Below are 23245 nucleotides of genomic sequence, written 5' to 3'. Positions count from 1 at the left end.
GAACGAAGCCGTGAACGCCGACGTTCGCGCCATGCAGACACAGCAGAGAGAGCCGATGCCCCAACGCGTAACCAAGGCCGTCTTTCCCGTCGCCGGGATGGGCACACGTTTCCTTCCCGCGACCAAGTCCGTCCCGAAGGAGATCATGACGCTCGTCGACCGGCCGCTGATCCAGTACGCGATCGACGAGGCGCGCGCCGCCGGCATCACCGAGTTCATCTTCGTGACCTCGCGCGGAAAATCCGCGCTCGAGGATTATTTCGACAGCGCGCCCGAACTGCAGTCGAAGCTCGAGCGGGACGGCAAGAAGGACCTGCTCAAGGTTCTCGAGACGACGAACATGGCCGACGGCGCGATCGCCTATATTCGCCAGCACCGGGCGCTCGGCCTCGGCCACGCCGTCCATTGCGCGGCGCGGCTGGTCGGGGACGAGCCCTTCGCCGTGATCCTGCCCGACGACGTGATCGCCGCCGACAAGCCGTGCCTCGCCCAGATGGTCGAGGCCTACGAGGAGACCGGCGGCTGCATGGTCGCCGCGATGGAGGTGCCGGACGACAAGATCAGCGCCTACGGCGTGCTCGACGTCGAACCCGAGAAGGGCCGCCTGGCCGGCAACAAGCGTCTCGCCCGCGTGCGCGGCATGGTCGAGAAGCCGCCGAAGGGCGAGAATCCGTCCAACCTTGCCGTCATCGGCCGCTATATCCTGCCCGGAGCGGTGATGCGCACGCTCGGCGACATCGACCCCTCCGCCGGCAACGAGATCCAGCTGACCGACGCGATCGCGCGGCAGATCGACACGCAGAGCGGCGTGCATTCCTTCACCTTCGAGGGCGACCGCTACGATTGCGGCTCCAAGAGCGGGTTCCTCGAGGCCACGGTGGCCTTCGGCCTCGCCCGGCCCGACCTGCAGGCGGAGTTCTCGGCCTTCGTCGACGGCATCTGCGCGAAGCGCGCGGCGGCCAAAGCCGGCTGAATGGCGCCCCCGGGCCGGGTCCTGAGCGTCTCGCGGCTGCTGTCGCGGGCGGGGATGCGGCCCACCGGGGTCGACCGGGTCGAACTGGCCTATCTCGCCCGGTTCCTGTCCGACGAGGTCCCGCTCTGGGGGCTGGCGCGGACGGGGCCGGGCTGGCTGCTTCTGGATCGTGCGGGGCTGCGCGCCGCGGTGCCGCTGCTGACGGGCGAGGCATCCCCGCCCGCGCCGGACCTGCTGTCCCGCCTGTGGTGGCGCGGGCGCCCGGCGCGCGCGGGGGCCGAGACGGCGCTGCGGCGTCTCGCCGTCGGCCGGGCCCGCAGGGGCGGGCTGGAGGGGTTGCTCCGGCGGACCATCCCGCCGGGTGCGGCCTTCCACCTCGTCGGGCTGTCCGACCTGACCGAGCCCGCGCTCGCCGCGATGCGCGCCCATCCCGGCGCCCGCATCTCCGCCCTGATCCACGACACGATCCCGCTCGACCATCCCGATCTCGTCCGGGCGGGGGCACCCGCGCGGCTGCGCGCCCAGCTCGACGCGGTGGCGGGGGCGGGGGCCCGGGTCGTCGCCAATTCGCAGGCCACGGCGGACCGGCTGCGCGCCGAGATGTCCACCTTCACCGAGATCGTCGCCGCGCCCCTCGGCATCGACGTGGCCGCGCCCGCGCCGGAGGACCTGCCTTCCGGGCTCGACCTCGCCGGGCCCTATTTCGTCGCGCTGGGCACGATCGAACCCCGCAAGGAGATCGGCCTGCTGCTGGACGCCTGGGAAGGGTTCGGCGCGGACCGGCCGCGTCTCTACCTCTGCGGGCGGCGCGGCTGGCGGATCGAGGATGTCGCCCGCCGTCTCGATGCCGGGGTGCCGGGCGTCACCGAGCTGCCGGGCCTCGGCGACGGCGCGGTGGCCGCGCTGCTGGGCGGGGCCCGCGCGCTGCTGATGCCCTCGCGGGCCGAGGGGTTCGGCCTGCCCCCGTTCGAGGCGCTGGCCCAGGGCACGCTGCCGGTGTGCTGCGATCTGGCCATATGGCAGGAAAAGCTCGGCCCACGCGCCATTTACCTGCCCCCGGGCGATGTCTATTCCTGGTCGCGGGCGATCCTCTCCCTCGCCGCCGGGCCGAAACGGGTCCCGCCGCCCGGCCCGCTTCCGGACTGGGACAGCCATTTCAAGGCCGCATTAGGCGGCGATCGGTAGGGGGACGCGGAAGGGACGGAAAGCGGTAACGACGTGGGCGCCTGGCAATCCTATCGGCTGAGGCTGCGCCGGCAGCGCTGGCGCGCACGCGCCTGGCGCAAGCGGCGCGAGCTGACCCCCGTCACCGACCGGACCGACGCGATCCGGCGCGGCGACATCCTCGTCCTGTCCACCTTCCGGAACGAGAACGTCCGCCTGCCCTGGTTCCTGCGGCATTACCGTGACCTCGGCGTGCAGCATTTCCTCATGGTCGACAACGGCAGCGACGACGGCGGGGCGGAATACCTCTCCACCCAGCCCGACGTGTCGCTCTGGCGGACCGAGGCGGGCTACAAGCGGGCGCGGTTCGGGGTCGACTGGCTGAACCACCTCGCCTCGCGCCACGGCCACGGCCACTGGTGCCTGACCGTCGATCCCGACGAGATCCTGATCTACCCGTTCTGCGACACGCGGCCCCTTCGCGCGCTGACCGACTGGCTCGACGCCTCCTCGATCCGGTCCTTCTCGGCGATGCTGCTCGACATGTATCCCAAGGGGCCGATGGGGGCGCAGCCCTACCGGCGGGGCAGCGACCCGCTGGAGGTCGCGCAATGGTTCGACTCCGGCAATTACGTGATCGAGCGCAACAGCCGCTTCGGCAATCTCTGGATCCAGGGCGGCCCCCGGGCCCGCGCCTTCTTCGCCGACCGGCCCGAGCGGGCGCCCGCCCTGAACAAGATCCCGCTGGTGAAGTGGGACCGGCGCTACGTCTACGAAAGCTCGACCCACATGCTGCTGCCGCGGGGCCTCAACCTCGTCTACGACGAGTGGGGCGGAGAGAAGGCGTCGGGTCTGCTGCTGCACTTCAAGTTCCTCGACACCTTCTCGGGCAAGGCGGAGGAAGAGCTGGAGCGGCGCCAGCATTACGGTGCCAGCCGCGAATACCTGGCCTATGCCCGGCGGATGGAGGCGGATCCCGACCTCTGGTGCAAGTGGAGCGAGCGCTACATCAACTGGCGCCAGCTCGAGATCCTCGGCCTCATGTCCAAGGGAAACTGGGCGTGACGGCCGCGCGCGGCACGCTCGGCGTGGTGATGCTGGTCCATACCGCGCTGGGCCGGGCCGAGCAGACGATCCGCCATTGGGTCGCGGGCGGCTGCCCGGTCGTGGTGCATGTCGACCGCCCGGTCGACGACGCGACGTTCCGGGCGTTCCGCGCCAGCCTCGCCGATCTGCCGCAGGTGTCCTTCTCGCCCCGGTTCCGCTGCGAATGGGGCACCTGGGGCATCGTGGCCGCGACCCAGGCCGCCGCCGAGCAGATGCTCGCCGCGCATTCGCAGGTCCGGCATGTCTACCTTGCCAGCGGGTCGTGCCTGCCGCTGCGCCCGGTGGCCGAGCTGACGGCCTGGCTCGCCGCCCGCCCCGAGACCGACTTCATCGAGAGCGCGACGACCGCCGACGTCCCCTGGACCGTCGGCGGCCTGTCGGAAGAGCGGTTCACCCTGCGCTTCCCCTTCTCGTGGAAGACGCGGCGCCGCGCCTTCGACTGGTATGTCGGCTTCCAGCGGCGATGGGGGTTGCGGCGCCGGATTCCCCCGGGCGTGGTGCCGCATATGGGCTCGCAATGGTGGTGCCTCACCCGGGCGACGCTCGAGGCGATCCTGCGCTCGCCCGACCGGCCGGCCCACGACCGCTATTTCCGCAGGGTCTGGATCCCGGACGAGAGCTATTTCCAGTCACTCGCCCGGCTGCATTCCCGCCGGATCGAGAGCCGGTCGCTGACGCTGGCCAAGTTCGATTTCCAGGGCAAGCCGCACATCTTCTACGACGATCACTTGCAGCTCCTGCGGCGGTCGGACTGCTTCGTCGCGCGCAAGATCTGGCCCCATGCCGACCGCCTCTACGACGCGTTCCTCACGGCCGAGACCGGCACGCCCGCGCTCGCCGATCCCAATCCCGGCAAGATCGACCGCCTCTTCGCCAAGGCGGTGGAGCGGCGCACGCGGGGCCGGCCCGGCCTCTACATGCAGTCGCGCTTCCCGAACCGGGACTGGGAGAACGGGCTCACCTCGTCGCGCTACTCGGTCTTCGAGGGGTTCGCCGAGCTGTTCGACGATTTCGAGAGCTGGCTCGCCCGCGCGACCGGCACCCGCGTCCACGGCCACCTCTTCGCGCCGGGGCGGGTGGAATTCGAGGGCCGGCAATCCGTCTTCACCGGGGCGCTGACCGACGACGCGCGGCTGCGCGACCGCGACCGCTGGATGTTCCTGACGAACCTGCTGTGGAACACGCGGGGCGAGAGGCAATGCTTCCAGTTCGGGCCGGGCGACGCGCTGCCCCGCGCCGCGGCACCCGGCGGCCCCCGCGGCGCGGCCCAGCCGGAGGCGGGGGCCCTGCGCGCGACCTCGACCCAGGCGGAATTCTCGTGGCGGCTGGCGCGCGATCCCAATGCCGAGATCTTCGTCATCTCGGGCGCGTGGGCGATCCCGCTCTTCCGGTCGGGCGGCGGGTTCGCCGAGCTGCGGCGGCAGGCGGCGCGGCTGCAATCGATCGAGGCGGATCACCTGGGCATCCTGCGCTCGCCCCATGCCAAGGCACGGGTCCGGATCTGGACCATGGCCGATTTCGTCGACGCGCCGATGGAGGGGCTGCAGGCGGTGGTGGACGAGATGGGCCACGGAATCTGGCGTCGCCTGGCCGAGGTGCCGCGGATGGCCGATCTGGACGGGTTCGGCCAATTCCTGCAGAACCTCAAGAACCAGGGGATGCACCCTTACCTGATGGGCGATTTCCCTGCCGGGCCCGCCCCGGTGCGCCGCCCGCCGGCCAAGCGCAAACCCTACCTGGTGCGATAGATCATGCCGTTCGAGATGTTCGTGGTCCTCGCCGAGATGCGGACCGGCTCCAACTTCCTGGAAGCCAATCTCAACGCGCTGGACGGGGTGATCTGCCACGGCGAGGCGTTCAACACCCATTTCATCGGCTACCCCAACCGCGACGGGATCCTCGGCATCGGGCGCGACGCGCGCGACGCGGCGCCGGCGGACCTGCTGGACGCGATCCGCCGCGCGCCGGGGCTGAACGGATTCCGCTATTTCCACGACCACGACCCGCGCGTGATCGACCCGCTGCTCGACGATCCGGCCGTGGCCAAGGTGGTGCTCACCCGCAACCCGATCGAGAGCTATGTCAGCCGCAAGATCGCCGCGGAAACCGGACAGTGGAAGCTGACCAATGCCCGCAACGCCAGGCCCGGAAAGGCCGCGTTCGACGCGGCCGAGTTCGAGGCGCATCTCGCAGGGCTGCAGGAGTTCCAGGTCCGTGTCCTGAACCGGCTGCAGACCACCGGGCAGACGGCGTTCTACGTCGATTACGAGGATCTGCAGGATCTCGCCGTGATGAACGGCCTCGCCACGTGGCTGGGCGTGCCGGCCCGGCTCGACGCGCTGGACCGCAAGCTCAAGAAGCAGAATCCCGACCCGCTGGAAGAGAAAGTCGCCGATTTCCCTGCGATGCAGGCGGCGCTGTCGCGGATCGACCGGTTCAACCTCTCGCGCACGCCGAACTTCGAACCGCGGCGCGGCCCGCAGGTGCCGAGCTACCTGGCCGCGGCGGAGTCGCCGCTGCTCTACCTGCCGATCGGGGGCGCGCCCGTCGCGGAGGTGACGGACTGGCTGACCGCGCTCGATGGCGCGGCCCCCGCCTCGGGCTTCACATGGGGGAGCCTGCGCCGCTGGAAGGGCGCGCGGCCGGGGCACCGGACCTTCACCGTGATCCGCCACCCGCTGGAGCGGGCGCATGCCGCCTTCTGCGGGCAGGTCATCGCGCCGGGCGACGAGGGGGCGGCCCTGCTGCGGCGCAAGCTGCGCAACCAGATGGGGCTCGACTTCGCGCCCGAGGGCGAAGGCTACGGCCCGGCCGAGCACCGGGCGGGGTTCCTCGCCTTTCTCGGCTTCCTCAGGGCCAACCTCGCCAACCAGACGAACCTTCGCGTCGATCCCGCCTGGGCGAGCCAGGCGGCGGTGCTGCAGGGCATGGCCGATTTCGGGGTGCCGGACGCGGTCCTCCGCGAGGACGAGCTGGCCCGCGACCTGCCCTGGCTGGCCGGGACAGTCGGCCGGCCCGCGCCGGACTGGACCCCGCCGGACCGGGCAGAGCGCCGGCTGCTGGCGCAGATCCACGATGAGGAGGTGGAGGAGGCGGGACAGGCGGCGCTGGGGCGCGACTACCTCGCCTTCGGGTTCGGCCCCTGGCGCGGGTAAGGCGGCTCAGGCCGCCTGCATCCCCGGCGCCTCGGTCAGGATCGCGTGCAGGGTCGACGGGTCGGAATTGGCCCGGAGCTTTGCGCAGATCGAGGGCTGGCGCATGGTGCGGGACACCAGCGCCAGCGCCTTGAGGTGCTCCACACCCGCCGAATCGGGCGCGAGCAGGCAGAAGACGAGGTCGACCGGCTGACGGTCCACCGAATCGAAGTCGAGCGGCTTGTCGAGACGCAGGAACAGGCCCCGCACGCGGTCGATCCCCGCAAGCCGGGCATGGGGCAGGGCGACGCCGTCGCCGACACCCGTCGGTCCCAGCCCTTCCCGCTCGATCAGCGCCTCGGTGACGACGGGCGCCGGCAGCGCGAATCGCTGCGCGGCGAAGTCGCCGAGGTCGTGGAAGAGGCGCTTCTTGCTGCTCAGCCCGCCGACCGCACGCACGCAATCAGGCCGCAGGAGTTCGGCAAGCTGCATCAGGCACTTATCCTCTGCTCGTCAGGCCTCTGCCGGGCCTATCCGTTCCCTCGGGGGTCGATCCAGCCGATGTTCCCGTCGTCGCGGCGATACACCACGTTGACCCCGTTATGCTTCTCGTTGCGGAAGACGAGCATCGGCGCATGCGCCAGCTCCATCTGCATCACCGCCTCGCCGACCGAGATGGAGGGGATGTTCGTCTCCATCTCCGCCACGATCATCGGCGACCAGTCGGTCTCCGCCCCGTCGGTATCGTCCCCGTCGTCCCCGGTTGGCGCGAGGATATAGGAACCCGCGGCCGAAACTTCAACCGGCTGGGTCCGGTCCTTGTGGTGGTCCTTCAGCCGGCGCTTGTAGCGGCGCAGCTGCTTGTCCATCTTCTCGCAGCAGCCGTCGAAGGCGGCGTAGATCTCGGTCGCTGTGGCCCGCGCCTGCGCGGTCAGGCCGGTGGACAGATGGACCACGGTCTCGCAGACGAATTCGTGGCCCGACTTGGAGAACACGACCTGGGCCTCGGTCGGGCGGCCCGCATACTTGTCCAGCGTGGATCCGAGCTCGGTCTGCACGTGCGTCTGCAGGGCCTCGCCGATATCGATCTGCTTGCCGGAAACATGAAAGCGCATGGGATCCTCCTGGGTCGTTGCTCCGCCTGGATCCGGCCCAGCGGGCGGATCCGTCGCGGCGTGGTGCCGATGGTCGGGAGCGGGGATGAACGTGCCCCTAACTTCCGGCCATGGCATCGAGATATGCCGTGATCGGGGCCAAGGAAGGGCAGGGTGCGACGTCATCGCCCCCATTCGGCACCAGCCGGCCGCATCCTGTCAACGGACTCGCGGCGCCCCGCCGATGCCCGTCCGTCAGCGCACCCGGAAGCCCTGGCCGAGATAGACGCGGCGCACCGTCTCGTCCGCGACGACCTCGTCGGCGGTGCCCGACATCAGCACGCGGCCGTCATGCAGGATGTAGGCGCGCTCGACGAGGCCGAGCGTCTCGCGCACGTTGTGATCGGTGATCAGCACGCCGATCCCCCGCGTCTTCAGCGCCTGCACCAGCGTCCGGATCTCGCCGACCGCGATCGGGTCCACCCCGGCGAAGGGCTCGTCCAGCAGCACGAAGGACGGTCCGGCGGCGAGGCAGCGGGCGATCTCGCAGCGGCGCCGCTCGCCGCCCGACAGGGCCAGCGCCGGCGCCCGCCGCAGGTGCTCGATCGAGAAGTCGCTCAGCAGCTCTTCCAGCCGCTCGCGCCGCGCATGGGCGTTGTCGACACTCATCTCGAGCACGGCCAGGATGTTCTCCTCGACCGAGAGGCCACGGAAGATCGACATCTCCTGCGGCAGGTAGCCGATGCCGAGCCGCGCGCGGCGATACATCGGCAGGCCGGTCACGTCGCGCCCGTCGATGCGGATCTCGCCGCCCTCGGCCGGGATCAGCCCGGCGATGCAGTAGAAGCAGGTCGTCTTGCCCGAGCCGTTCGGCCCCAGCAGGGCGACCACCTCCCCCCGCTGCAGTTCGAGCGAGACGTCGCGGATCACGGGGCGCTTGCGGTAGCTCTTGCGCAGGCCCGACACCGACAGCCCGCCGGTCCCCTCGGTCACGGCGAAGCTCATGCCCGTCGGCTCACTGGGCGCCGCTCCCCTGGCCGCCGAAGACGGTCCGCACGCCGCCCGTCAGCTCGGCCGTGCCCGAGGCGAGGTCGATCACCATCCGGTCCGAGGACAGCGCGTTCGGCCCCTGGGTCAGCAGCACGTCGCCGGTCAGCGTCAGCAGTCCGCTCGCGATGTCGTAGACGGCGGCGTCGGATTCCGCCGCCTCGGTCGCCGTGGCGAAGGTGACCCCGCCGGAGGCGTCCAGCTCCGCCACCTCGCCCGTCGCCTCGTCGTAGAGCACGTCGACATTCGCCGCGGCGAGGCGCAGTTCGCCCTGCCCGACGCGGACATTGCCGGTGAAGGTCGCGCGCCCGGTCTCTCGGTCGACGGACAGGCTGTCGGCCGTGATCTCGACCGGGGCGGTCGGATCCACGTCGATCTGGCCGAGCGAGAGCGAGGATTGCGCGGATGCCGGCCCGGAGAGGAGGGCGAGCGCGGCGAGAACGGGAAGAAGGCGGGTCATTCGTCCTCCGGGACGGCGGGATCGGGCGTGTATACCAGCCGGACGCCCCCGCTGAAAAGCAGCGGCCCCCCATCGGTCCCGGCGGACATCCGCGCGGCGGTCAGGGCCCCGAACGGCGCCTGCACCTCCAGCGGGCCGGTCGAGCGGATCTCGCCCGCGGCGAGGTCGGCCTCCAGCCCCGAGGTCTCCATCTCGAAGCCGTCGGAGGTGACGACCCGGGCGAGGCCGGTCAGCGCGGCGCGGCGCGCGGCATCGTCGAACGTTCCCGCATCGGCCCGCATCTCGATCCGGCGGCCGTCGGCCATGTCCATCGTCGCGCGCAGCGCCGTCGCCGTGCCGGCCCCGCCCTCGCGCCCCTGTGGGCGGATCTCGTCGGCGCGGAGCGACACGACCGCGCCGTTGCGGGCGATTCCCGCATAGGCGGGGGCGGTGACCCGCGGCTCGCGCGCGATGTCCTCGATCCCCTGATAGGTCAGGTCCGACGGCTCGGCCGGACCGCGGGCCCAGAGGAACAGCGTCGAGAGCAGCGCGACCGCGATCAGCGGCAGCAGGACCTTGGCCCCGGCCACGAACTGCGAATAGGCGTTGTCGTAGGTGGCCATGCGGCGCCCCCCTCGCGCTGCGCCAGAGGTAGGACCGGCGGGCCCGTCCGCCAAGCCGCCAGCCCCGGGCCCGTGACAGGACCCTTGCCGGGACCCTTGGGGAACGACCCTTCGGGTTCAGTGATGAACGACCCTTCGGGTCAGCGACGAACGGCCCTACGGGTCAGTGACGAACGACCCTTCGGGTCAGTGCGAGAAGATGTCCGGCTCGTCCCAGCCCAGCAGGTCGAGCCGCGCCCGCGTCGGCAGGAAGTCGAAGCAGCTCTGCGCCAGCTCGGTCCGGCCCTCGCGGGCGAGGCGGCGATCCAGCTCGTCCTTCAGGCGGTGCAGGTGCAGCACGTCCGAGGCCGCGTAGTCGAGCTGCGCGGGGCTCAGCTCCTCGGCGCCCCAGTCGCTCTGCTGCTGGTGCTTCGAGATGTCGACGCCGACGAGATCGCTCAGCAGGTATTTCAGCCCGTGCCGGTCGGTGAAGGTGCGCACCATCTTGCTCGCGATCTTGGTGCAGTAGACCGGCGCGGTCACGGTCCCGAACGCATGGTACAGCGCGGCGATGTCGAAGCGTCCGAAATGGAACAGCTTCAGCACGTCCGGATCGGCCAGCATGCGGACGAGGTTCGGCGCCTCGGTCTGGCCCGGCGCCACCTGGACGAGGTGGCAGTTCCCGTCGCCGCCCGACATCTGGATCAGGCAGAGCCGGTCCCGGTGCGGGCGCAGGCCCATCGTCTCGCAGTCGATCGCGACCACGGGGCCGAGGTCCAGCCCGTCCGGAAGGTCGCCCTGGTAGAGGTGATTGGCCATCGCGTTCTCCTGTTCCGCCCGGCTTTGCCAGCGGCGGCGCGCCCGTTCAAGGGCGCCGGGTCAGATGTGACCCTCGGTCCTGATGTGGATCGTGGTGCCGCAATGCTTGCAATGCACCGCGTCGGGGTCGTGCAGCTCGAGCCCGCATTGCGGACATTCGTGGTGCACCTTGTTGGGGCGGAACACCACCTGGGCGAGCCGCAGGAACAGCGTCACGCCGACGAACATCACCAATACCGACAGCATCCTGCCCGACGTCCCCTCGAGCGTGATGTCGCCGAAGCCGGTCGTCGTCAGCGCGGTCACGGTGAAGTAGAGCGCGTCGGCGTAATTGCCGATCTCGGCATTGATCCGCGCCTGGGTGGCGTAGATCAGCCCCGTCATCACGAAGAGGAAGACGACGAGGTTCACCGTGGCGACGATCACCTCCTCGCGCTCGGTGAATCCGGGGAAATCCTGCCGGAAGCGGCGCAGCAGCTGGTAGGAATGCAGCAACCGCAGCGTGCGCAGGATCCGCAGGAAGCCGAAGGCCTCTCCCGTGATCGGCGCGAGGAAGGACGCGATGGCCGCGATGTCGGCCCAGGTCGCGAACCGGGTGAACTGGCGGATCGGCTGCGGATCTATGATGGCCCGCAGCGTGAAATCGGTCAGGATGACCAGGCCGAGCGCGAAATCGACCAGCTCGATCCAGCCATAGGCCGGGAAGAAGCTGGTCACGATGACGAACAGGATCGTGGCGAGGTCGAAGAAGATGAGCCCGTAACGGAAACGCACGGCGCGGGGCGTGTCGTCCTCGTAGAGTTCGCGCAGAATCGGCAGCATCGTGTCCCGGGGCAAGGCGGATTGCAGGTCCGGGGCAGCCAATCAGGTTCGCGCGGCCGCTTCCATCCCCGCCCGGCGCGGCGCGGCGCGGCGAAGGGGGCGGCGCGTCCCGGGGATCACGGGTCGGGAGGGAGGAGGGCGCGGAGCCGGGCGCCCCGGCGCGCCGTCCGGGGTCAGTTCAGCGCGATCTGGACCGACGCCTCGCCCGCCGCGGGCACCCAGGCCAGCGTGTTCGAGGTGACGAAGCCGTCGGCCATCAGCGCCGCCGCCACGATGGCGAGGCTGACGAGGATCGTCCGCCCGTAGCCGGCGGCCTTGCGCGGGGCGGGGGGCGCATCGATCAGGGGGGAGGGGGGCATCGACGCGGTCCTCGGCGCGGGGGGCGGGCTGACCGGGGCGGGACGGGCCCGGCCGAACCGCCCGGCACGGCCCCGCCGCGGGGCCGGGGCGGCGTTGTCGGGACTGCCGGACCGCGCCACGCCATCCGCCCGGCGGCGCAGGGCCTCCACATCGATGGAGGGGAACTTGCTGGTCATGTCGGCTCGTCCTCTGTCGCGTCCCGTCACCTCGGGGCCGCCCGCGCGGCCTGTCGGGCGCAGGTCTTCCGGGATTAGTTAACGCCCCCGATCCGGCCGCATTAAGGCATTGACAGTACTTTTGGACGGGTCAGGCGGTCCGTTCCGGAAACCATGTCGACCAAGAGGCGCGACTGTACGCCATAAGGGATCAATCCACCTGCCCGAAAGTTTGCTCAGCCTGTCGAGCGTGGCGCCGGAATGGCCGAATCGAGGCGGAATGGCCTATCTTTTCGGTCAGGTCCGGCCCGGCGCACAGGCCCGCGCACGCATCGCCGGCACGCCACGGGCTGCCATGCGAAAGCATGGTGCGGGACGGATTGGATGTCGGGGAGAGTGGTGCCCAGGAGAGGACTCGAACCTCCACGTCCTTTCGGACACTGGCACCTGAAGCCAGCGCGTCTACCAATTCCACCACCTGGGCAGGTCGTGTGAGGCGGCGATCTAAGGAAGCGCGCGGGGGCTGTCAACAGCGTTCCGCGCCCGGCGGGCACCTTCCCGGTCCCGCGGGGATTGCCCCGAGGGGGGCGGGGGCGCTACATCCCCCTCGCAGGAGCCCGCGAACAGGATCACGCCCATGGCAAAGCTCGTCACCATCTTCGGCGGATCGGGATTCGTCGGCCGCTACGTCGCCCGCCGGCTCGCCAAGGACGGGTGGCGGGTGCGCGCCGCCTGCCGCAATCCCAACGAGGCGCTCTTCCTGCGGACCTACGGCGTGGTCGGGCAGGTCGAGCCCGTCTTCGCCAATATCCGCGACGACGACAGCGTGAGGGCGGCGATCCGCGGCGCGGACGCGGTGGTGAACTGTGCCGGGACCTTCGACACGCGCGGCCGCAACGATGCCGAGGCGGTGCAGCAGCACGGCGCCGGCCGCGTCGCGCGGATCGCGGCGGAAGAGGGCGTGCGCCGGCTGGTCCACATCTCGGCCATCGGCGCGGATGCGGACGGGAAGAGCGAATACGCCCGGACCAAGGCCCGGGGCGAGGCTCTGGTGAGCGGCGCGTTCCCCGGGGCCGTCATCCTGCGGCCCTCGGTCGTCTACGGTCCGGAGGACCAGTTCTTCAACCGCTTCGCCGGGATGGCCCGCACCTCGCCGGTGATTCCGGTCGTCGGCGGCCGGACCCGGTTCCAGCCCGTCTTCGTCGATGACGTGGCGGCCGCGGTCGTCGCGGCGGTGGACGATCCCGCCGCCTCCGGCGTCTACGAGCTGGGCGGACCGGACGTGCACACGTTCCGCGAGCTGATGGAGCAGATGCTGGACGTGATCCGCCGCAAGCGCGCGGTGGTGAACCTGCCCTTCGGCCTCGCCGGACTGATGGCCCGGGTGGCGGAGGTCGGCAACGTGATGACCTTCGGCCTCTCCCCGCAGCCGATCACGCCCGACCAGGTCGCGCAGCTGCACCATGACAACGTCGTGGCCGACGGCGCGAAGGGCTTTGCCGATCTCGGCATCCAGCCCCGCGCGATGGAGGCGGAGCTGGCGGATTACCTGTGGCGCTTCCGTCCGTCGGGCCAGTATTCCGACATCAAGCAGAGCGCGCAGAACATCCGGGGCGGCGGGTCGGGCCGCGCCGGGTTCTCCTGACCGTCAGAGATAGGCGATCCCCAGCAGGATCAGTCCCAGGATCACGCGGTAGACCACGTAGGGCGTGTAGCTGACGCTGCGCAGCAGGCGCATCATCAGCGCCAGCGCCGCCAGCGCGGAGAGGAAGGACAGTCCCGCCACGATCGCGCCGTCGCGCGCCACCCCGGCATCGGCGGTGCGCGCCACGTCGAGGCCGAGCAGCAGGCCCGAGGCGGCGATGACCGGGATCGACATCAGCATCGACAGCCGCGCCGCCTCGCGCCGGTCGAATCCCAGCGTGCGGGCCCCGGTGATCGTGATGCCCGACCGCGACGTGCCGGGGATCAGCGCCAGCACCTGCCACAGCCCCATGACCAGCGCGTGGCGCAGGCTCCAGGACCGCGCGGTCCGCCCTTCCGGAAAACGGGTATCCGCCCAGTAGAGGACGAGGCCGAAGAGCAGCATCGTCCAGCCGATCACGGCGGTGGAGCGCAGATGCTCCTCCAGCCCCGTCGCGCTGAGGACGAAGCCGACGAGAACGACCGGGATCGTCGCGACCACGATCCCCAGCGCCAGCCGCGCGCCGTAGGTGTCGCGTCGCCCGGAGGCCAGGTCGCGCAGCCCCGCGATCCCCTCGCCCACGTCGCGGCGGAAGAACAGGATCACGGCGAGCAGCGTGCCGACATGGGCGGCGACGTCGATCACCAGCCCCTGGTCGTCCAGGCCGGTGAGCGCGGGCAGCAGGATGAGGTGCCCCGAGGAAGAGACGGGAAGGAACTCCGTGATCCCCTGGATGAGGGCCACGAGGACGAGGTGGAAGAGAGGCATGACACGGCTCCGCGCGATTCGCGCGCACCCTAGTCCCCTGGTTTGCAGGGGCCAGAGGGGATATGTGAATCGAACCGGACCTAATATCGGGGTGACTGGCGCCGGAATTTTGCGGCCAGCATCGAAAAACCTCGATTTAGGTCAGCACTTATGACTTTTCATGCGCCGTGGCCTCGTCTATCACGCCCGCACGACACATGAGGGGGCGCCCATGGCCAAGGAACCGATGCTCAAGTTCGTCAGCGTCTCGCGCGACATGCCCGAGAAGCGCGCGGCGGACCTGCGCCGCGCGGATTTCGACGAGATCTACCGCGAGTTCGCCGAGGCCAAGGCGGCGGAGCAGTCGAGCCGTTGCTCGCAATGCGGCGTGCCCTACTGCCAGACGCATTGCCCGCTGCACAACAACATCCCCGACTGGTTGCGGATGACCGCCGCGGGCCGCCTGCGCGAGGCCTACGAGATCAGCCAGTCCACCAATACCTTCCCCGAGATCTGCGGCCGCATCTGCCCGCAGGACCGGCTCTGCGAAGGCAATTGCGTGATCGAGCAATCGGGCCACGGCACCGTCACCATCGGCGCGGTCGAGAAGTACATCACCGACACCGCATGGGAGAAGGGCTGGGTCCAGCCGTTCCGGCCGGCGGAAGAGCGGGCCGAGAGCGTCGGCATCATCGGGGCGGGCCCCGGCGGCCTCGCCGCGGCCGACATGCTGCGCCGGGCCGGCGTGCAGGTCATCGTCTACGACCGCTACGACCGCGCCGGCGGGCTGATGGTCTACGGCATCCCCGGCTTCAAGCTCGAGAAGGACGTGGTCGAGCGCCGCGTCGACCAGCTGGCGCAATCGGGCGTCGAGTTCGTGCTGAACTGCAACGTGGGCGAGGACATCTCGTTCGACGCGATCCGGGGCAAGCACGACGCGGTGCTGATCGCCACCGGCGTCTACAAGAGCCGCGAGCTGCCGGAATCCGATGCCGGCGGGATCGTCCGCGCGCTCGACTTCCTCACCGCGTCGAACCGCAAGAGCTTCGGCGACGAGGTCGAGGAGTTCGACAGCGGCGAGCTGAACGCGGCCGGCAAGAAGGTTGTGGTGATCGGCGGCGGCGATACCGCGATGGACTGCCTGCGCACCGCGATCCGTCAGGGCGCGACCAGCGTCACCTGCCTCTATCGCCGCGACCGCGACAACATGCCGGGCAGCCAGCGCGAAGTCGCCAATGCCGAGGAGGAGGGCGTCGAGTTCTCGTGGCTCTCGGCCCCGCTCGGCTTCGAGGTGGACGGCACGCAGGTGCGGGGGGTCGAGATCAGCCGGATGCGCCTCGGCCAGCCCGACGCCACGGGCCGCCGCATGCCCGAGATCATCGAGGGGGCGGAGTACCTCGCCGAGGCCGACCTGGTCATCAAGGCGCTGGGCTTCGAGCCCGAGGACCTGCCGAAGCTCTGGGGCGTGGACGGGCTGGAAGTGACCCGCTGGGGCACCATCCGGGCCGAGGCGGTGACGGGCCGCACCTCGCTGGACGGGGTCTATGCCGTGGGCGACATCGTGCGCGGCGCGTCCCTCGTCGTCTGGGCGATCCGCGACGGTCGCGATTCGGCCGCCGCGATCCTGGACTATCTCGGCACCGGGGCCGAGGCGGCGGCCGTCGCGGCGGAATGATGCGGCGCCTCGCCCTGACCCTCGCCCTGGTCGCGCCCGGCGGCGCCTGGGCGGACTATGCCCTGCCGCAGGGCTGCACCGCCTATGCCACGATCCAGAAGCGCGCCTGCATCGTCAGCCACCTCTATACCTGCGCGGGGGACGCGCCCGGGATGCAGTGGCGGGTCGATCTGGGCGAGGACGGGCCGACCTTCTACGGCCGGATCGACGCCGAGACGCAGTGGGTCGAGAGCCACCACCTGGAGGCCGGCCGCGTCGAGGAGCTGGAGGGCGGGACGGATCCTGCCTCGTTCAGCGCGCTACTCGCGACGAACCGGGACGATTACGATTTCGTCACGATCGACGATGCCGGCTACCGTACCCGCTTCACCGGAATCGATCTGCTGACGGGCGAGAGCCGTGTGATCGACGGTGTGACGCTCGAACAGACCGAATTCAGCATCACCGCGACCGATGCCGATACCGGCGCCTTCCTTTGGTCCTCGTCCGGCAACGAATGGATCCAGCGCGACTGGCGGACCTTCATCTCGGGCACCTCGACCCTGCAGACCGGGTCCGAGGAATGGCAGGACGACCGCTCCCCGATGGAGATCGCCCGCCCCGGCGAACCCGGCTTCCTGGCCGAGAGCCCGCGCCACGATTGCGGGGCGCTGATGTCCTTCGCCGTGCCCCTTCCCCTTCCGAACGAGAGACTCTGACCCATGCGTCTTCTTCTCGCCCTCGCCGTGCTGCCGCTGCCCGCCTTCGCCCAGCAGGTGGAGATCCCGCAGGGCTGCACCGCCTACCTGACCGTGCAGGCGATGTCCTGCCGGGTGAGCCATCATTTCACCTGCGAGGACGACCCCGAGGGGTGGCAGCGCCGGATCGACATGGATCAGAGCGGCATCACCTATTTCGGCGCCATCGATTCCGAGACGCAGTGGGTCGAGAGTTTCCACCTGCTGTCGGGCACCACCGAATACCTGTCGGAGGAGGTCGACCGCCCCGCCTCGTTCACCTCGCTGCTTGAGGAAGGGGTGAGCGATTACGACTTCACCACCACGAACGATGCGGGCGAGGTCACGCGCTATGTCGGCACCGACCGCCTGACCGGCGAGAGCGTGGAGATCGACGGCGTCACGCTGGACCGGACCGATTACGACATCACCGCCTTCGATTCGGAAGGCGAGATCCTGTGGTCGAGCGCGGGCAACGAATACATCAGCCGGGACTGGCGGATGTTCCTGTCGGGTCAGTCCACCTACGTCTCGCCCGAGGGCAGCTTCGAGAGCGACGACAGCCCCGTCGCCTTCATCGAGCCGGGCGAGCCCGGCTTCCTCTCTCCCGCGCCGATCTACGGCTGCGGACAGGAGCTCTGATGGACGGGGCAGGGGAGTCCGCGATCCGGGGGGCCTGCCTCTGCGGTGCCGTCACGATCGCGGCCGTCCCGGCGCAGCCGCGTCTCTGGGCCTGCCATTGCGGCTATTGCCGGACCTGGACGGGCAGCGTGCAGGTCGGGTTCGAGGCGGCCCCGGACGGCGTGTCGGTGGAGGGCCCGGTGCGGACGCGCCGCCCGACCGACTTCTCCGAGCGGGCCTGGTGCGACAGCTGCGGCACCGGCCTGTGGATGCGCGATGCCGAAGAGGGCAGCCCCTACGAGTTCACCGCCGGTCTGTTCCCGGCAACGCGGGACTGGCCGCTGAGGAGCGAGAACTACGTCGACCGCGCCTGGCACGCCCTGCGCCTGCCGGGCGATCACCGGCGGCTGACGCAGGCCGAGTACGAGGCCGCGAACCGCCACGTCCCGGATGCGGGGGCCGCGCCGTGAGGACGGGACGCTGCCTCTGCGGGGCCGTGACCTTTCGCGCGGCGGAGCTCGGCGCTTTCGGCATCTGCCATTGCCGGCAATGCCAGCGCTGGTCCGGCGGGCCGATGATCGCCGTCTCGGTGCCGCAGTCGGCGATGGAGGCGACGGGGCCCGTCGCCCCGCGCCGCACCTCCGGCTGGGCGACGCGTGCGCGCTGCGCCGAGTGCGGCTCGCCGCTCTGGTACCGCTGGGACAAGGGGATCGACGGGGCCGGCGATTACGAGGTGCCCATCGGCCTGTTCGACGATGCGAACGGCCTGACGGTGCGGCACGAGATCTTCGCCGCCGAGAAACCCGACAGCTTCGCCTTCGCCGGGGATCATCCCCGCCATGCCGGTCCACCGCCACGGGAGGATTTCTGATGCGTCTCGCCCTTCTGTTCGCCCTCGCCCCCTTCCCCGCGCTCGCGCAGACCTTCCCGCTGCCCGCCGCCTGCGAGGGGATCGTCACGGTCCAGCAGGCCGATTGCACCGTGACCAGCTATTTCGACTGCGCGGGCGAGAATCCCGAGCATCTGCGCTTCGTCTCGCACGGGGCGACCGGGCTGATCGCCGCGGGTGTCCTGACGCGCGCCTGGCAATGGCTCGAGCAGGACTGGCCGACCGGCCGCGAGACGCTGGTGCCCGGCGCCGCCGACCCGATCGACCAGGTCGCGGTCCTTGCCAACGGCGAGGACACCTTCGACTTCGAGATGGACAGCGCCGAGTTCGGCCGCACCCGCTACCGCGGCCATGACCGCCTGACCGGAGCGAGCGTGAAGGTCGGCGGGGTCGAGATGCTCGAGGCGACCTTCGGCATCGAGGCGAGCCAGAACGACACCGTCACGATGTCCGCCGAGGGGACGGAATACTACATCCCGGCCTTCGGCATCCTCGCCAGCGGCACCGCCCGCTTCGACTACCCCGATCAGGGCAGCTTCGAGACCGACGCCACGCCCCGCGCCTTCGCCGCCCCCGGCGAGGACGGGCACATGTCCATCATCCCGCAATTCGGCTGCGGCGGCTGAGGCCGCCCCTTTCCACAAGGAGTCCCGCCATGACCACCTACGACCAGGCCTGGGCCGCCGCCGAAGAGGCGAAGCGCAAGTGGATGGCCGAGAATTCGCTGTTCCGCGAGGATGACGAGCATGCCTCCTGCGGGGTCGGCCTCATCGTCAGCATCGACGGCACCCCCTCGCGCGGGGTGGTCGAGAAGGGGATCCAGGCGCTCAAGGCGGTCTGGCATCGCGGCGCGGTCGATGCCGACGGCAAGACCGGCGACGGTGCCGGCATCCACGTCCAGATCCCCGTCCCGTTCTTCGACGACCAGATCCGCCGCACCGGGCACGAGCCGATCGAGGGCCGGATGATCGCGGTCGGCCAGGTCTTCCTGCCGCGCAACGATTTCGGCGCGCAGGAGACCTGCCGCACCATCGTCGAGACCGAGGTCCTGCGGATGGGCCACTACATCTACGGCTGGCGGCACGTGCCGGTGAACATCGACGTCCTCGGCGAGAAGGCGAACGCGACCCGGCCCGAGATCGAGCAGATCCTGATCCGCTGCGAGAAGGACATCGACGAGGAAGCCTTCGAGCGCGAGCTCTACATCATCCGCCGCCGGATCGAAAAGGCGGCCGCTGCGGCGCAGGTCGGCGTGCTCTACCTCGCCTCGCTGTCCTGCCGGTCGATCATCTACAAGGGCATGTTCCTCGCCCAGGACGTGGCCGAGTTCTATCCGGACCTGAAGGACGAGCGCTTCGTGTCGTCCTTCGCGATCTACCACCAGCGCTACTCGACCAACACCTTCCCGCAATGGTGGCTGGCGCAGCCCTTCCGCATGCTCGCCCATAACGGCGAGATCAACACGCTGAAGGGCAACCTGAACTGGATGAAGAGCCACGAGATCCGCATGGCCTCCGGCACGTTCGGAGAGCATGCCGAGGACATCAAGCCGATCGTCGCGCTGGGCAGCTCGGATTCGGCGGCGCTGGACAGCGTGTTCGAGGTGCTGGTCCGCGCCGGCCGGACCGCCCCGATGGCCAAGACGATGCTGGTGCCCGAGGCCTGGTCCAAGCAGGCGGTCGAGATGCCGCAGCCGTGGCAGGACATGTACGCCTATTGCAACGCGGTGATGGAGCCGTGGGACGGCCCCGCCGCGCTCGCCATGACCGACGGGCGCTGGGTCTGCGGCGGTCTCGACCGCAACGGCCTGCGGCCCATGCGCTACGTCGTGACGGGGGACAACCTGCTGATCGCGGGGTCCGAGATCGGCATGGTCCCGGTCGACGAGAAGACCGTGGTCGAGAAGGGCGCCCTCGGCCCCGGCCAGATGATCGCCGTCGACATGAAGGAGGGCCGCCTCTTCCACGACGCCGAGATGAAGGACAAGCTGGCCGCCGCCCAGCCCTTCGGTGACTGGATCGAGAAGGTCGTGGACCTGAACGAGATCCTGCGCGACGTGCCCGAGACCGCGATCCACGAGGGCGACGAGCTGCGTCGTCGGCAGGTCGCGGCCGGCTACTCGCTGGAGGAGCTGGAGCAGATCCTCGCCCCGATGGCCGAGGACGGCAAGGAGGCCCTCGCCTCGATGGGCGACGACACGCCCTCGGCCGTGCTGTCCGCGCAGTATCGGCCGCTGTCGCATTTCTTCCGGCAGAACTTCAGCCAGGTCACGAACCCGCCCATCGACAGCCTGCGCGAGAACCGCGTGATGAGCCTCAAGACCCGGTTCGGCAACCTCAAGAACGTGCTCGACGAAAGCTCCGCCCAGACCGAGATCCTCGTGCTGGAGAGCCCCTTCGTCGCCAATGCCGAGTTCGAGGTGATGACGGCGCAGTTCGGCGACCAGGTCGCCTGGATCGACTGCACCTTCCCCGCCGGCGGCGCGCCTGACGCGCTGAAACAGGGACTGGAGCGGATCCGGGCCGAGGCGGAGGATGCCGTGCGCTCGGGCGCGGGGCACATCGTGCTGACCGATCAGGACCAGGGCGTCGACAAGGTGCCGATGCCGATGATCCTCGCAACCTCGGCGGTGCACAGCTGGTTGACGCGCAAGGGCCTGCGGACCTTCTGCTCGATCAACGTCCGTTCCGCCGAATGCATCGATCCGCATTACTTCGCGGTGCTCATCTCCTCCGGCGCGACGACGGTGAACGCCTATCTCGCGCAGGACAGCATCGCCGACCGCGTGCGGCGCGGCCTGATCGAGGGACCGCTGATCGAGGCGACGCGCCGCTATCGCGCCGCCATCGACGCGGGCCTGCTGAAGATCATGTCCAAGATGGGGATCTCGGTCATCTCGTCCTATCGCGGCGGCCTCAATTTCGAGGCGGTCGGCCTCTCCCGCGCGATGTGCGCCGAATACTTCCCCGGCATGCATTCGCGCATTTCCGGCATCGGCCTGACCGGCATCCAGAAGAAGCTGGAGGAGGTCCACGAGAAGGGCTGGCGGCAGGGCACCGACGTGCTGCCGATCGGCGGCTTCTACAAGGCCCGCCGCTCGGGCGAGAAGCACGCCTGGGAGGCGACGACCATGCACATGCTGCAGGCCGCCTGCGACCGGGCGTCCTACGAGATGTGGCAGGCCTACTCCAGGCAGCTGCAGGCCAACCCGCCGATCCACCTGCGCGACCTCTTGGCGATCAAGCCGATGGGATCGCCCGTCCCGATCGAGGAGGTCGAGAGCATCACCTCGATCCGCAAGCGGTTCGTGACGCCGGGCATGTCGCTCGGCGCGCTGTCGCCCGAGGCGCACAAGACGCTCAACGTCGCGATGAACCGGATCGGCGCGAAATCCGACAGCGGCGAGGGCGGCGAGGATCCGGCGCATTTCACGCCCGAGGCGAACGGCGACAACCCGTCCGCCAAGATCAAGCAGGTGGCCTCCGGGCGCTTCGGCGTCACGGCCGAATACCTCAACCAGTGCGAGGAACTGGAGATCAAGGTCGCGCAGGGCGCCAAGCCCGGCGAGGGCGGCCAGCTGCCCGGCATGAAGGTGACGAAGCTGATCGCGCGGCTGCGCCACTCGACGCCGGGCGTGACGCTGATCTCGCCGCCGCCGCACCACGACATCTACTCGATCGAGGATCTCGCGCAGCTGATCTACGACCTCAAGCAGATCAACCCGCGCTGCAAGGTGACGGTGAAGCTCGTCGCCTCCTCCGGCGTGGGCACGATCGCGGCCGGCGTGGCGAAGGCGAAGGCCGACGTGATCCTGATCTCGGGCCATAACGGCGGCACCGGGGCCAGCCCCGCGACCAGCATCAAGTATGCCGGCCTGCCCTGGGAGATGGGCCTGACCGAGGCGCACCAGGTCCTCGCGATGAACAACCTGCGGGGCCGGGTCACGCTGCGTACCGACGGGGGCCTGCGCACCGGGCGCGACATCGTCATGGCGGCGATGATGGGCGCCGAGGAATACGGCATCGGCACCGCCGCGCTGATCGCCATGGGCTGCATCATGGTCCGCCAGTGCCAGTCCAACACCTGCCCGGTGGGGGTCTGCACCCAGGACGAGCGGCTGCGGGCCAAGTTCACCGGCAACGCGGACAAGGTGGTGAACCTCATCACCTTCTACGCGACCGAGGTGCGCGAGATCCTCGCCTCCATCGGCGCGCGCAGCCTCGACGAGGTGATCGGCCGGGCGGATCTGCTGACGCAGGTCAGCCGCGGGTCGGCCCATCTCGACGATCTCGACCTCAACCCGCTGCTCATCACGGTCGATGGGGCCAAGACGATCCGCTACGACCGGAACAAGCCGCGCAACGACGTGCTCGACACGCTGGACGCCAAGATCGTCGAGGACGCCGCGCGCTTCCTCAACGATGGCGAGAAGATGCAGCTGGAATACGCGGTGCAGAACACGCTGCGGACCATCGGCACCCGGACGTCGAGCCACATCGTCCAGAAGTTCGGGATGCGGAACCAGCTGCAGCCCGACCACCTGACGGTGAAGCTGAAGGGATCCGCCGGTCAATCGCTCGGCGCCTTCCTCGCCCCGGGGATGAAGATCGAGGTGTCGGGCGACAGCAACGACTATGTCGGCAAGGGCCTGAGCGGGGGCACCATCGTGGTCCGCCCGCCCATGGCCTCGCCCCTCGTCGCGGCGGACAACGTCATCATTGGCAACACCGTGCTCTACGGCGCGACGGATGGCTTCCTCTTCGCCGCCGGCCGCGCGGGCGAGCGTTTCGCCGTCCGCAACTCGGGCGCGAAGGTGGTGATCGAGGGCTGCGGCTCGAACGGGTGCGAGTACATGACCGGCGGCGTCGCGGTGATCCTGGGCTCCATCGGGGCCAATTTCGGGGCCGGGATGACGGGCGGCATGGCCTATATCTACGACCCCGACGGCACCGCCCGGGACATGATGAACATGGAATCGATCGTCGCCTGCCCGGTCACGGTCGATCACTGGGAGGGCGAGCTGCACCGCCTCGTCCAGCGCCATGCCGAGGAGACGGGCTCGCGCCGCGCGGGCGAGATCCTGACCCATTGGGACAGCGAGATCGCGCATTTCGTGCAGGTCTGCCCGAAGGAGATGCTGCCCCACATCCCGGTCCCCCTCGGCATCGAGGAGACGGCGATCCCGGCGGAATAGGCA

Annotated in this window: 22 protein-coding genes and 1 tRNA gene; 13 read left to right on the top strand and 10 right to left on the bottom strand. The window is 69.9% G+C overall.

The window, feature by feature from the left end:
* Window positions 1-55 precede the first annotated feature (55 nt).
* From BUE30_RS12110 to BUE30_RS12090, 5 genes are read left to right on the top strand one after another with little or no spacing between them, the layout of a single operon-like run.
* A complete protein-coding gene (locus tag BUE30_RS12110) occupies window positions 56-973 on the top strand; it encodes a UTP--glucose-1-phosphate uridylyltransferase (RefSeq protein ID WP_073330895.1) in 918 nt (305 codons plus the stop codon).
* The gene (locus tag BUE30_RS12105) at window positions 974-2158 is read left to right on the top strand and encodes a glycosyltransferase (protein WP_073330891.1); all 1185 of its coding nucleotides are present in this window, start codon (window positions 974-976) and stop codon (window positions 2156-2158) included.
* A 33-nt stretch (window positions 2159-2191) separates the two neighbouring features.
* Window positions 2192-3202 carry a glycosyltransferase family 2 protein gene (locus tag BUE30_RS12100; protein WP_073330886.1) on the top strand — a complete coding sequence of 337 codons (1011 nt, stop codon included), beginning with the start codon at window positions 2192-2194 and terminating at the stop codon, window positions 3200-3202.
* A gap of 29 nt (window positions 3203-3231) precedes the next feature.
* Entirely contained in the window at window positions 3232-4992 is a 1761-nt protein-coding gene (locus BUE30_RS12095; RefSeq protein WP_073331842.1) for a DUF5927 domain-containing protein, read from the top strand.
* 3 nt (window positions 4993-4995) lie between these two features.
* The gene (locus BUE30_RS12090) at window positions 4996-6399 is read left to right on the top strand and encodes a nodulation protein NodH (RefSeq protein WP_073330881.1); all 1404 of its coding nucleotides are present in this window, start codon (window positions 4996-4998) and stop codon (window positions 6397-6399) included.
* A gap of 6 nt (window positions 6400-6405) precedes the next feature.
* On the opposite strand, the gene BUE30_RS12085 is transcribed toward BUE30_RS12090, so the two are convergent.
* From BUE30_RS12085 to BUE30_RS12045, 9 genes are all read right to left on the bottom strand, one after another.
* Window positions 6406-6870: a PTS sugar transporter subunit IIA gene (locus BUE30_RS12085; RefSeq protein ID WP_073330870.1), complete on the bottom strand. Its 465-nt coding sequence runs from the start codon at window positions 6868-6870 to the stop codon at window positions 6406-6408.
* A gap of 38 nt (window positions 6871-6908) precedes the next feature.
* The gene (hpf, locus tag BUE30_RS12080) at window positions 6909-7493 is read right to left on the bottom strand and encodes a ribosome hibernation-promoting factor, HPF/YfiA family (protein WP_073330866.1); all 585 of its coding nucleotides are present in this window, start codon (window positions 7491-7493) and stop codon (window positions 6909-6911) included.
* A 234-nt stretch (window positions 7494-7727) separates the two neighbouring features.
* Window positions 7728-8477, bottom strand: coding sequence for an LPS export ABC transporter ATP-binding protein (lptB, locus tag BUE30_RS12075; protein ID WP_073330861.1), 750 nt, complete (start codon window positions 8475-8477; stop codon window positions 7728-7730).
* A 10-nt stretch (window positions 8478-8487) separates the two neighbouring features.
* Window positions 8488-8979 (bottom strand): LptA/OstA family protein, encoded by a 492-nt coding sequence (locus BUE30_RS12070; RefSeq protein ID WP_073330858.1) that lies wholly within the window; start codon window positions 8977-8979, stop codon window positions 8488-8490.
* Window positions 8976-9581: a hypothetical protein gene (locus tag BUE30_RS12065; protein WP_073330854.1), complete on the bottom strand. Its 606-nt coding sequence runs from the start codon at window positions 9579-9581 to the stop codon at window positions 8976-8978. The genes BUE30_RS12070 and BUE30_RS12065 overlap by 4 nt, the downstream gene beginning before the upstream one ends.
* 186 nt (window positions 9582-9767) lie before the next feature.
* Window positions 9768-10379, bottom strand: a complete 612-nt coding sequence (locus BUE30_RS12060; protein WP_073330851.1) for a ribonuclease D — start codon at window positions 10377-10379, stop codon at window positions 9768-9770.
* Between the two features lie 60 nt (window positions 10380-10439).
* Window positions 10440-11201 carry an ion channel gene (locus BUE30_RS12055; protein ID WP_170865640.1) on the bottom strand — a complete coding sequence of 254 codons (762 nt, stop codon included), beginning with the start codon at window positions 11199-11201 and terminating at the stop codon, window positions 10440-10442.
* Between the two features lie 173 nt (window positions 11202-11374).
* Window positions 11375-11737: a hypothetical protein gene (locus tag BUE30_RS12050; protein WP_073330848.1), complete on the bottom strand. Its 363-nt coding sequence runs from the start codon at window positions 11735-11737 to the stop codon at window positions 11375-11377.
* Window positions 11738-12113: 376 nt separating this feature from the next.
* A tRNA-Leu gene (locus BUE30_RS12045) sits at window positions 12114-12200 on the bottom strand.
* A gap of 153 nt (window positions 12201-12353) precedes the next feature.
* Here BUE30_RS12045 and BUE30_RS12040 point away from each other — a divergent pair.
* Window positions 12354-13361, top strand: coding sequence for a complex I NDUFA9 subunit family protein (locus BUE30_RS12040; RefSeq protein ID WP_073330845.1), 1008 nt, complete (start codon window positions 12354-12356; stop codon window positions 13359-13361).
* A gap of 3 nt (window positions 13362-13364) precedes the next feature.
* Here BUE30_RS12040 and BUE30_RS12035 read toward each other — a convergent pair whose 3' ends face one another.
* Complete coding sequence (locus BUE30_RS12035) at window positions 13365-14168, bottom strand: undecaprenyl-diphosphate phosphatase (protein ID WP_073330842.1); 804 nt, start codon at window positions 14166-14168, stop codon at window positions 13365-13367.
* A 211-nt stretch (window positions 14169-14379) separates the two neighbouring features.
* Between BUE30_RS12035 and BUE30_RS12030 the strand changes: the two genes are divergently transcribed.
* The 7 genes from BUE30_RS12030 to gltB are packed head-to-tail and all read left to right on the top strand — an operon-like array spanning window position 14380 to window position 23242.
* Window positions 14380-15822 (top strand): NAD(P)-dependent oxidoreductase, encoded by a 1443-nt coding sequence (locus BUE30_RS12030; RefSeq protein ID WP_073330838.1) that lies wholly within the window; start codon window positions 14380-14382, stop codon window positions 15820-15822.
* Window positions 15819-16520 carry a hypothetical protein gene (locus BUE30_RS12025; RefSeq protein WP_073330836.1) on the top strand — a complete coding sequence of 234 codons (702 nt, stop codon included), beginning with the start codon at window positions 15819-15821 and terminating at the stop codon, window positions 16518-16520. The genes BUE30_RS12030 and BUE30_RS12025 overlap by 4 nt, the downstream gene beginning before the upstream one ends.
* 3 nt (window positions 16521-16523) lie before the next feature.
* The gene (locus BUE30_RS12020; RefSeq protein ID WP_073330834.1) at window positions 16524-17180 is read left to right on the top strand and encodes a hypothetical protein; all 657 of its coding nucleotides are present in this window, start codon (window positions 16524-16526) and stop codon (window positions 17178-17180) included.
* Entirely contained in the window at window positions 17180-17629 is a 450-nt protein-coding gene (locus BUE30_RS12015) for a GFA family protein (RefSeq protein ID WP_073330832.1), read from the top strand. The genes BUE30_RS12020 and BUE30_RS12015 overlap by 1 nt, the downstream gene beginning before the upstream one ends.
* Window positions 17626-18030, top strand: a complete 405-nt coding sequence (locus BUE30_RS12010) for a GFA family protein (RefSeq protein WP_073330830.1) — start codon at window positions 17626-17628, stop codon at window positions 18028-18030. Before BUE30_RS12015 ends, BUE30_RS12010 begins: the two co-directional genes overlap by 4 nt.
* Entirely contained in the window at window positions 18030-18674 is a 645-nt protein-coding gene (locus tag BUE30_RS12005) for a hypothetical protein (protein WP_073330827.1), read from the top strand. Before BUE30_RS12010 ends, BUE30_RS12005 begins: the two co-directional genes overlap by 1 nt.
* Window positions 18675-18703: 29 nt before the next feature.
* Entirely contained in the window at window positions 18704-23242 is a 4539-nt protein-coding gene (gltB, locus tag BUE30_RS12000) for a glutamate synthase large subunit (protein WP_073330824.1), read from the top strand.
* Window positions 23243-23245: the final 3 nt, after the last annotated feature.

Source organism: Wenxinia saemankumensis (genome assembly GCF_900141735.1).
Taxonomy (GTDB): Bacteria; Pseudomonadota; Alphaproteobacteria; order Rhodobacterales; family Rhodobacteraceae; genus Wenxinia; species Wenxinia saemankumensis.
Note: the sequence above shows the minus strand (reverse complement) of the source record. Positions and strands in the feature narration are given on the sequence as shown.

Coding starts and splice junctions, on each gene's coding strand:
- BUE30_RS12025 (WP_073330836.1), top strand. CDS start 15,819: ATGATGCGGCGCCTCGCCCTGACCCTCGCCCTGGTCGCGCCCGGCGGC.
- BUE30_RS12035 (WP_073330842.1), bottom strand. CDS start 14,168: ATGCCTCTCTTCCACCTCGTCCTCGTGGCCCTCATCCAGGGGATCACG.
- BUE30_RS12005 (WP_073330827.1), top strand. CDS start 18,030: ATGCGTCTCGCCCTTCTGTTCGCCCTCGCCCCCTTCCCCGCGCTCGCG.
- BUE30_RS12095 (WP_073331842.1), top strand. CDS start 3,232: ATGCTGGTCCATACCGCGCTGGGCCGGGCCGAGCAGACGATCCGCCAT.
- BUE30_RS12105 (WP_073330891.1), top strand. CDS start 974: ATGGCGCCCCCGGGCCGGGTCCTGAGCGTCTCGCGGCTGCTGTCGCGG.
- BUE30_RS12085 (WP_073330870.1), bottom strand. CDS start 6,870: ATGCAGCTTGCCGAACTCCTGCGGCCTGATTGCGTGCGTGCGGTCGGC.
- BUE30_RS12015 (WP_073330832.1), top strand. CDS start 17,180: ATGGACGGGGCAGGGGAGTCCGCGATCCGGGGGGCCTGCCTCTGCGGT.
- BUE30_RS12020 (WP_073330834.1), top strand. CDS start 16,524: ATGCGTCTTCTTCTCGCCCTCGCCGTGCTGCCGCTGCCCGCCTTCGCC.
- BUE30_RS12110 (WP_073330895.1), top strand. CDS start 56: ATGCCCCAACGCGTAACCAAGGCCGTCTTTCCCGTCGCCGGGATGGGC.
- lptB (WP_073330861.1), bottom strand. CDS start 8,477: ATGAGCTTCGCCGTGACCGAGGGGACCGGCGGGCTGTCGGTGTCGGGC.
- BUE30_RS12040 (WP_073330845.1), top strand. CDS start 12,354: ATGGCAAAGCTCGTCACCATCTTCGGCGGATCGGGATTCGTCGGCCGC.
- BUE30_RS12055 (WP_170865640.1), bottom strand. CDS start 11,201: ATGCTGCCGATTCTGCGCGAACTCTACGAGGACGACACGCCCCGCGCC.
- BUE30_RS12065 (WP_073330854.1), bottom strand. CDS start 9,581: ATGGCCACCTACGACAACGCCTATTCGCAGTTCGTGGCCGGGGCCAAG.
- BUE30_RS12030 (WP_073330838.1), top strand. CDS start 14,380: ATGGCCAAGGAACCGATGCTCAAGTTCGTCAGCGTCTCGCGCGACATG.
- BUE30_RS12090 (WP_073330881.1), top strand. CDS start 4,996: ATGCCGTTCGAGATGTTCGTGGTCCTCGCCGAGATGCGGACCGGCTCC.
- gltB (WP_073330824.1), top strand. CDS start 18,704: ATGACCACCTACGACCAGGCCTGGGCCGCCGCCGAAGAGGCGAAGCGC.
- BUE30_RS12060 (WP_073330851.1), bottom strand. CDS start 10,379: ATGGCCAATCACCTCTACCAGGGCGACCTTCCGGACGGGCTGGACCTC.
- hpf (WP_073330866.1), bottom strand. CDS start 7,493: ATGCGCTTTCATGTTTCCGGCAAGCAGATCGATATCGGCGAGGCCCTG.
- BUE30_RS12050 (WP_073330848.1), bottom strand. CDS start 11,737: ATGACCAGCAAGTTCCCCTCCATCGATGTGGAGGCCCTGCGCCGCCGG.
- BUE30_RS12070 (WP_073330858.1), bottom strand. CDS start 8,979: ATGACCCGCCTTCTTCCCGTTCTCGCCGCGCTCGCCCTCCTCTCCGGG.